Below are 7853 nucleotides of genomic sequence, written 5' to 3'. Positions count from 1 at the left end.
CAACCGAAGGCCTTTTTCTTGTGCTTGAAATTACAAATTAATCTAATAAATTAATGTTAAGTTATTAAAATTGCTCAAATAAACTTCTGCTCATTTTTTCATACGAAACTTTACACTATTTGTATATTATTCCCATAAAATCTCTTTGTTTTTAAAATAATCTTTACTAATTTAAATTATAACAAAATTGTAGTATACAGCCAAATTTATTTACAAGTTTTTATTTTATTATTTTAAATTTATATTTACTATTTCACATTTTGAACCAAGTCTCATTGGCATTCCCCATATTACAGCGCCAGAACTTACAACTACTTGAGGACTATCTTCATCCTTTCTATAATAACCATAATCAACAGCATACATTTTACTTGTAATTATATTGCCCGGCCAAATTTGCCCCTTGTGGGTATGGCCTGCCACAATTAAATCAATATCACCATTATATTCATTAATTCTCATTGGATTGTGTTCCATTGCTATAACAGGCAACTTATGTTAATATAGAAATTAAAATCAATAAATCACCTATAGCTAAAAATAAGAAAAGATAAATAAATATCCCCATAAAATAAGAAGCTATTATATTAATAACCCTTTTTATTCTTTTATTAATATTCATAAAACTACATAAAAATCTAATAACTAAAATTACTAATTACATATAAATTCCATTAATAAATATTCTTACCTTTTTAAAACTCCTTTTAGTTCCATTTTCAAGTATTATTGAAGGTATTTCATTATCAAAACTCATTTTTTTCTCCTATATATGATATTTCTCATATAAAATTCTCTTTTATTATTCTACCATTATTATAATAAAAAAATAAATTATAGAAGGTAAAAATTATTCCTTGAAAATCATTCTTCTTTATAAAAAATCTATTGCAGCATCTATTGAATACTATAAAGAAAGGGTCCTATTAAAAGGATTTTTAAAATCATTTTAATACAGCCCCCTTTTTTATTGTTCATTTTCGCTTGTCCACTATTATTTAACATATAATTTTAACTGAAGAAGCCAATTCTTCAAATTTATCATTTAAATGAATAGGACTCCATTCAGGACTTCTACATAAAAAGACATAATCAAAATTTTCATTACTAATAGATTTTATATCTTCAGTATGTTCAAAAGGAAACGTTCCATCTAAGCTATAAATTTGTGAATCTCTCCTTCTAATCCATCTTACTTTCGTATTAGGTCGTTCTTCAATTACTCTTCTCAACCAATTGCCGCAGTTATAATTATTAGGACCTTTATAATAATGATAATAATCATGATGAAAATCGATATTTACTATCATCAATTGTAATATTTTTGGTATTCTATCAATAATATTTTTTATATATTTATGACTGTTCACTTTTAAAAAATTTTCTTGTGGTATCTTTAATTTCATCAGAAAATTTTTCAAGAAATAAAAATCTTCAATTATCCCTACCTTTTTAAGTTCAGGGTATTTTAAATATCTTTCTTCCCACATGGATTTTAATTTGTTGCTAGGTATTTCATCACTTCCATTTGGAAAATATATATATCGTTCCTGTGATGAAGCATTAATAAAGTAATCAAAATCAATGCTTAATATTCCTACCACAATATCCTCCCCCTGTTAAAGAAAGAAAATAATGAATAGTTCTATTATTAATTATAATAAACAAGCTCTATATTTTCAAAAATCTTATAGTTACAATCTAAACATTTATGATTCTGTTGAAATTTTCCCACCATCAGTATCAGCATTATTCATCTTTCTAAGCTTATTTGTCAAAAAGAATGTAGGAATAATACTAATTAACATAAATATTAAACTTGTAATAAAACCCATATGATAAGCAATAGTTAAATTAGCTATAGTCCCTTCCTTCATATTTAGAGAGTTACTAACAACTGTTGCCAAAATAGCCGAACCAGATGCAGCACCTATATTTTGAATAATTCTTGTAGCAACGCTGGCTGCTGGAACTTGAGTATTTTTAAGACCTACATAAGAATCGCTCATAATAGGCACAGTTATACCTCCAACTCCTATTCCACGTAAAAATAAAGTAAGCCATATAATCCAATAGGCTGTATCAGAATCAAAAAATGCAAATGGCAGAGTTCCCATAATAGTTATTATAATTGAAGGTAGAACAACAAATCTGGCTCCAATTTTATCAGTCATTTTACCAATGATAGGTCGTGTAACCAGCATTCCTATGCCTTGAGGTATTAACCAAAGAGCTGATGTAATAACATTTAAAGCTCGTACATTTCTAAGGAAATACTAGCCAATACAAAGGATAAAACAGCTATTGAATTAGCCCCTGAGGCCTTTATTTCAGTTACACCAAAGATAAACATTCCTGACATCATTACAAGTAGAAAAACACCAATCCAATCTAATTTAGCAGATTTATCTATTGCCTTAAAATTTGGTAATTTCCAATGCATCATCAATAAAGCAATTGCTCCAATAGGAAGATTCACAAAAAACAACCAATGCCAAGATGAATATTGCATAATTAATCCCCCAATAACCGGACCAATAATTGGAGCAAAAACAATAGGTATTCCAACAATAGACATTAAACGTCCAATATTATCATTTCCTGCAAGCTGTACAACCAAAGCTGTTAAGGTTGGAATCATTATTCCAGAAGCAAAACCTTGAAATATACGAAATGTAATTAAACTATTCATATCCCATGATAGACCACAAAGCAGTGAAGCTGCCAAGAATACCCCTAAAGCTCCCATAAATATTTTTTTTACCATCATATTTACGAATCAACCATCCAGAAAATGGAACTGTAATTCCTAAAGCAAGGGTATATCCAGTTACAATCCACTGAGTACTAGAAAAAGATGCTGAAAATATTTTTGCCAAATCATTCACAGCTATGTTGACAATAGTAGTATCTAACATTGGTGGAAGTGCCCCAAATACCAAAATTCATGCTATACCCATAATTTCTTTGATTGATTTATCTTTTTTCATATCACCATCTACTTAAGATGCATTCTGTACCCTAATAATATGCTCCTTTTTAAAATAAAGTTCAATATGTATCTTATTTTTTATTTGAAAAATGTTATAATGTTTTTATAAGCATTTTGGAAATTTATATACTTACTCTTGCCAGGGAAAGGATGAAAAACATGCGAAAACGTGGAGATATACTAAGTGAAAGTATTTATAATGCCACTATAGAAATGATTAAAAAGGTCGGATATACTAATCTCACATTTCAACAAATCGCACAGGAAGCAAAAACAAGTCGTACTGTAATATACCGCCGCTGGAAAAATAAATTTGAATTAATTCATGAGATTATGACATATAAAACAGCAAAGGTATTAGGTGGAGAATTAATTGATAAAATTCAGGATACTGGAAGTCTTCGTAAAGATTTATTACATCTTCTTACACTCTATCAAAAGATTTATACGGAAGGCAGCTATGAAATCATGAACGCAGTCTTATATGAGATGGGGCAAGATAGCAAAAAAATGTCTGAAATTGAAGTTAACGCAACTAATAAAAACATTCTTGTTATGCGAAAATTACTTAGTTTAGCAAAAGCTAGGGGTGAAAAAATAAAAGAAGTAAGTGATACAACCTTAACCCTTCCTTTTGACTTAATCCGTGTAAGAAATTTAATTCATAAAGATGCCATTAAAGAAAATCATCTTGAACAATTAGTTGATGAAATACTGCTTCCTGTTTTTCTTGAATAAATTTATTTAATGTTAAATATAAAAATACCCTCGATAGCTTCTAATAAAGTCATATCGAGGGTAAAAAATTATATTCTACAAATCAATTTCAAGCAATATTGGAGTATGATCCTGTCTTTCACCTGAATCAATCATTTCAGATTTAGTTACCTTATCTGCAATACGATTGCTAACTATCCAATAATCAATTCTCCAGCCAGAATTATTAATTTTACTGCTTTTAGCTCTCTGAGACCACCAAGTATAAACATCTTTTATATTTCCATGAATATATCTAAAAGTATCTGTAAAGCCTTTTGCTAATAAGTTTGTAAAACCTTCTCGCTCTTCATCAGTAAATCCAGGTGAATTACGATTACTATTAGGATGAGCTAAATCTATTTCCTTATGAGCTACATTAAAATCACCTGTTGCAATTACATATTTTTCCTTATCCAAACTTTCTAAATACTCTGCATACTTTATATCCCAAATTTGACGTTCCCCTAAACGGTTCAAGCCATCTCCTGCATTAGGTGTATAAACTTGAGTTAAGAAGAAATCATCAAATTCTAATGTAATTATTCTTCCTTCATAGTCCATAGTACTTGGTGCACCTATTTTAGGATAACTAACAACTGGTTCTAAATTATCCTTATATAAAAACATTGTACCTGCATAACCCTTACGAGCTGGTTCAACTGAACTGTTCCAAACAATTTTATAATCCGGGAACATGTCCTTTAAAATTTCTAGATGCTTTTTACTAGGTCCACTAGCTGGCAGTTTTGTTTCCTGTAAAGCAATCACATCTGGATTATGCTCTTTAATTGTATTTAATACTTCTTTAGATAACAAAGCTCTTGCTGAACTACTTGTCAGGGCTGCATTTAATGAGTCAATATTCCATGAGATAAACTTCATTACTTTTCCTCCTTTATGGATAGATTTATCTAATAACTAACTTATATATAACTTCATAAACAAATAGCTTTGAATTTTATCTAAGTTATTATAGAGTCTTATAAATCATTTTACCATAATGAATTAATCAAATAAATTATATTAATTTATCTTTTGGCAAGTATATAATATAAAATCAATAATGCTGCCAAAAAAATTAAATTAAGTAAGGTAAACACTCCAAGATAAACTGCATTTCGCTTACCTTCTGTTTTAGCATAATATTTAAAAGAAATAAGACTTGCCATAGATGCTATTATTGTTCCAAGTCCCCCTAAGTTTGTACCTATAATTAAGCTTGATATATTATCTGTAAAGCCGGAAAGGAGGATAGCAGCAGGAACATTACTAATAACCTGACTTGCAAGAACTGATGTAATCAATTCATTTCCCTTTATAACACTATTAAACCAAAAACTTATTTCAGGAATACGTTTCATATTTCCGATAAATATAAATAAAAATATGAATGTAAATAATAAAGCATAATCAGCTTTTCCTATAATTCTACGATCTATTAGAAAAACTGCTAGTAAAACTACCGTTCCTGTTATATAAACTGAAATTATATGAGTTACACTTGTCAAAGCAAAAAGAAAAAGCAATATATAACCAATAACTTTCTTCTTTTCATTTAATGTAAGATTATGATTTAACTGCAGCTTTACCTCAACAGCTTTTCTATCAATTAATACTAAACAAACTACTAATAAACCAATTAATGAAAGTAAAGTGTAAGGCATCATTAACGAAAGAAATTTCTTCAAACTTATTCCGCTTAAAGAAAATAAATATAAATTTTGTGGATTACCTAATGGTGTAAGCATACTCCCTAAATTACTTGCAATAGTCTGCAACACAATAATAGAAATCATATATTTCTCTAACCCAGCCATAACAAGTATATCAATAGTAAAGGGAACAAAAGTAATAAGTGCTACATCATTTGTAATAAGCATGCTGAAAGCAAAACAGAGCAGAATTAATACTATTGATAAACTTCGTACATTCCTCGTCTTTTTCAGCATCCAGCTACCTATCATAGAAAATATTCCTAGGCTTCTAAGACCTGCCATTATAAGCATTAAGCTAAATAAAACAATTAATGTATGAAAATCTATGTAACTAATATATTTATTATCCAATGGTACAAATAACATGGATATAATAGCAAGTAAGAAAGATATACTTAATACTGCTTCTTTTTTTAGATAATTAAAAATTAATTTCATTAAGCCACTGCTCCTTATCATTAGTAAATTTTTCTTAAGTGTAAAATATTATCCTTATTTATATACTTAAATATTTTCTTATCTAATTTACTCCATAAAATCATTATGAACAAGTTAAAATTGCAAATATAAATAAAATACCTTTTATAGGTCTCAATATAGACCATATAAAAGGTTTAAAGAATAAATAAATTTTATCTGCTTTACATTTTCAAAGCTTCCTTTATTATATCACTGCAAAAATCACTAAAGCTCCCTTGCATCAAGAAGACCATAATCTATACCCCCCTTTATATAATTTTGTTACTTTAAAACTAAAACTTAATTACTCTTGGCTCATCTATAAATGAATAGAAAGTAGCTACTGCATCTTCAAAGTAAAGAACTTCTGTATTATCATCCTCTGCTGAATACATCCTTTTAAGTTGAGGATAATTGTCAAGCATATGTTTTTTTGCCTCTACCCTATCATCTCTTATAAGCTTTCCTGCTACCCTAAGCCATTTTCCATCAGCACAAGCACAGATTTCTGCCTTTGGATTTTCTTGAAGCTGCTTTGATACATTTTTTACCTTACCAGTTTGAATATAAAGCTTACCTTCAAAAATATCTACTGTACCAAAAGGCCTAACTCTAGGCTGATCTCCTTCTACTGTAGCTAAATAATATACTTCACAATTCTTTAAGAATTCATAAACTTCCTGCATATTCTAACTCCCCTTTATCTTATAAAATTAACTCCTCATTTATTTTATCATGCTAATAATATCATCATTTTTAAAAATTTGTTAAATGATTTTATATACTATATCCTTTTCTTTTACAAAGCTGTTGATAATGTCTATATAAATCAGCAAAACGATACTTATATTGCTTATTCCATGGTTTATCCTTTCCACAATAATGGAGTATTACAGTATTCTGTATAATCCAATTTTCATCTATCATACCTGATGACTTAATATAATATTGAGTATATTTTCTAACATCATAATTCCATATTTCATCAGGAATTAGCTTAACAAATTTAGAATACAGTGCATTAAAAACATCCTGATCAGGAAGCAGCAATCTATTTCCATTTTTCTCTATGAAACTAATTATTTCATCCAGAACTATCTCAGTTCTGCACTTAGTTAAATCCATTAGCAAGACACCTGTATTAAAATAAGCAGAAGATATCCCCAATCGTAATTTATTTATATTATCTAAAATTCTCTTTTCTTCCGTATGAGAAGCTGCTGCAAAAATTTTTCCCTCTAAATCCATCTTCCACAAGGGCTCAATGGAATTGATTAAAAGAATATCTGGATCCAGATATATTACCCTATCTATGGATTTCGGAAGAATATCCGCAGCCAAAAGACGATAGTACATCATCTCTGAATAATGTTTGTTAACTGGTGCATTACTGAAATATTTCTCCCTAATCCTATAAGCTGAAAAATAATAACCTAGCTTTTTACAGAAATTTTCAAGCTTATATATTAATTCCTCAGAAATTGAATCATAAATTAAATGTATATGAAATAAATTATTGCTATCGTTTATATATAATGATTGTAAGACCACTGGAATACGCCCTGCATATTTTTCATCTGCCGTAAAAAGCAAATGTATATAATCATTATTATTTCTCATTTATAATATTCCCTCCTACATTTTTATTGCTTTCAAGGAATTTATTTACTTTTAAACTATTTTAAATTTTATAACTATATCCAAAAAATAACAACACCTATTTTTAGACTCCAATTTACAAAACTATCCTTGCTAGATTTTAATAAACTTGTGCTCATAAAAAAATCTAAGTACAGAAGCTAATTAAAGTGGTGTTAGTATATTAGTGTAGACACAAAAAGCCGAACACCTTAAAATATAAAAAGGGAAGGAAGTGTCTACAATGGCAAAAGGGCAAAAGTATTATACAGAAGAATTTAGAAAGACAA

The 7853-nt window shown here is 28.6% G+C and carries 10 protein-coding genes; 1 reads left to right on the top strand and 9 read right to left on the bottom strand.

All coding sequences use genetic code 11. The features are described from left to right. Positions 1–228 precede the first annotated feature (228 nt). The 5 genes from KQI16_RS09340 to KQI16_RS13045 all read right to left on the bottom strand — a co-directional run bounded on the left by KQI16_RS09340 (position 229) and on the right by KQI16_RS13045 (position 2942). Positions 229–462, bottom strand: coding sequence for a hypothetical protein (locus KQI16_RS09340; protein ID WP_216433836.1), 234 nt, complete (start codon positions 460–462; stop codon positions 229–231). 536 nt (positions 463–998) lie between these two features. Continuing rightward, a complete protein-coding gene (locus tag KQI16_RS09335) occupies positions 999–1604 on the bottom strand; it encodes a hypothetical protein (protein WP_216433833.1) in 606 nt (201 codons plus the stop codon). A 105-nt stretch (positions 1605–1709) separates the two neighbouring features. Further along, entirely contained in the window at positions 1710–2210 is a 501-nt protein-coding gene (locus KQI16_RS13055; RefSeq protein ID WP_330654192.1) for an MFS transporter, read from the bottom strand. A gap of 38 nt (positions 2211–2248) precedes the next feature. After that, a complete protein-coding gene (locus KQI16_RS13050; RefSeq protein ID WP_286173029.1) occupies positions 2249–2728 on the bottom strand; it encodes an MFS transporter in 480 nt (159 codons plus the stop codon). After that, on the bottom strand, positions 2685–2942 hold the full coding sequence (locus tag KQI16_RS13045) for a hypothetical protein (RefSeq protein ID WP_286173028.1): 258 nt from the start codon (positions 2940–2942) through the stop codon (positions 2685–2687). The genes KQI16_RS13050 and KQI16_RS13045 overlap by 44 nt, the downstream gene beginning before the upstream one ends. 209 nt (positions 2943–3151) lie before the next feature. Here KQI16_RS13045 and KQI16_RS09325 point away from each other — a divergent pair, with 209 nt between their 5' ends. After that, positions 3152–3730 (top strand): TetR/AcrR family transcriptional regulator, encoded by a 579-nt coding sequence (locus KQI16_RS09325; protein ID WP_286173027.1) that lies wholly within the window; start codon positions 3152–3154, stop codon positions 3728–3730. 75 nt (positions 3731–3805) lie between these two features. On the opposite strand, the gene KQI16_RS09320 is transcribed toward KQI16_RS09325, so the two are convergent. From KQI16_RS09320 to KQI16_RS09305, 4 genes are all read right to left on the bottom strand, one after another. After that, the gene (locus tag KQI16_RS09320) at positions 3806–4633 is read right to left on the bottom strand and encodes an exodeoxyribonuclease III (protein WP_216433830.1); all 828 of its coding nucleotides are present in this window, start codon (positions 4631–4633) and stop codon (positions 3806–3808) included. A 146-nt stretch (positions 4634–4779) separates the two neighbouring features. Beyond that, a complete protein-coding gene (locus KQI16_RS09315) occupies positions 4780–5904 on the bottom strand; it encodes an SLC13 family permease (protein WP_216433828.1) in 1125 nt (374 codons plus the stop codon). 314 nt (positions 5905–6218) lie between these two features. Beyond that, on the bottom strand, positions 6219–6611 hold the full coding sequence (locus KQI16_RS09310) for a pyridoxamine 5'-phosphate oxidase family protein (RefSeq protein ID WP_216433826.1): 393 nt from the start codon (positions 6609–6611) through the stop codon (positions 6219–6221). Between the two features lie 91 nt (positions 6612–6702). Beyond that, entirely contained in the window at positions 6703–7545 is an 843-nt protein-coding gene (locus KQI16_RS09305; protein WP_216433824.1) for a glycosyltransferase family 8 protein, read from the bottom strand. Positions 7546–7853 lie beyond the last annotated feature (308 nt).

Origin of the sequence: Caproiciproducens sp. MSJ-32 (assembly GCF_018918055.1) — a bacterium.
Classification (GTDB): domain Bacteria; phylum Bacillota; class Clostridia; order Clostridiales; family Clostridiaceae; genus Clostridium.
The sequence above is the reverse complement of the archived record's forward strand: the minus strand, read 5'-3'. Positions and strand labels throughout refer to the sequence as shown.

What these genes read in the sequence shown, in the direction of transcription:
- KQI16_RS09325 (WP_286173027.1), top strand. Translation starts at nt 3,152, where the DNA reads ATGCGAAAACGTGGAGATATACTAAGTGAAAGTATTTATAATGCCACT.
- KQI16_RS09315 (WP_216433828.1), bottom strand. Translation starts at nt 5,904, where the DNA reads ATGAAATTAATTTTTAATTATCTAAAAAAAGAAGCAGTATTAAGTATA.
- KQI16_RS09305 (WP_216433824.1), bottom strand. Translation starts at nt 7,545, where the DNA reads ATGAGAAATAATAATGATTATATACATTTGCTTTTTACGGCAGATGAA.
- KQI16_RS09340 (WP_216433836.1), bottom strand. Translation starts at nt 462, where the DNA reads ATGAGAATTAATGAATATAATGGTGATATTGATTTAATTGTGGCAGGC.
- KQI16_RS09310 (WP_216433826.1), bottom strand. Translation starts at nt 6,611, where the DNA reads ATGCAGGAAGTTTATGAATTCTTAAAGAATTGTGAAGTATATTATTTA.
- KQI16_RS09320 (WP_216433830.1), bottom strand. Translation starts at nt 4,633, where the DNA reads ATGAAGTTTATCTCATGGAATATTGACTCATTAAATGCAGCCCTGACA.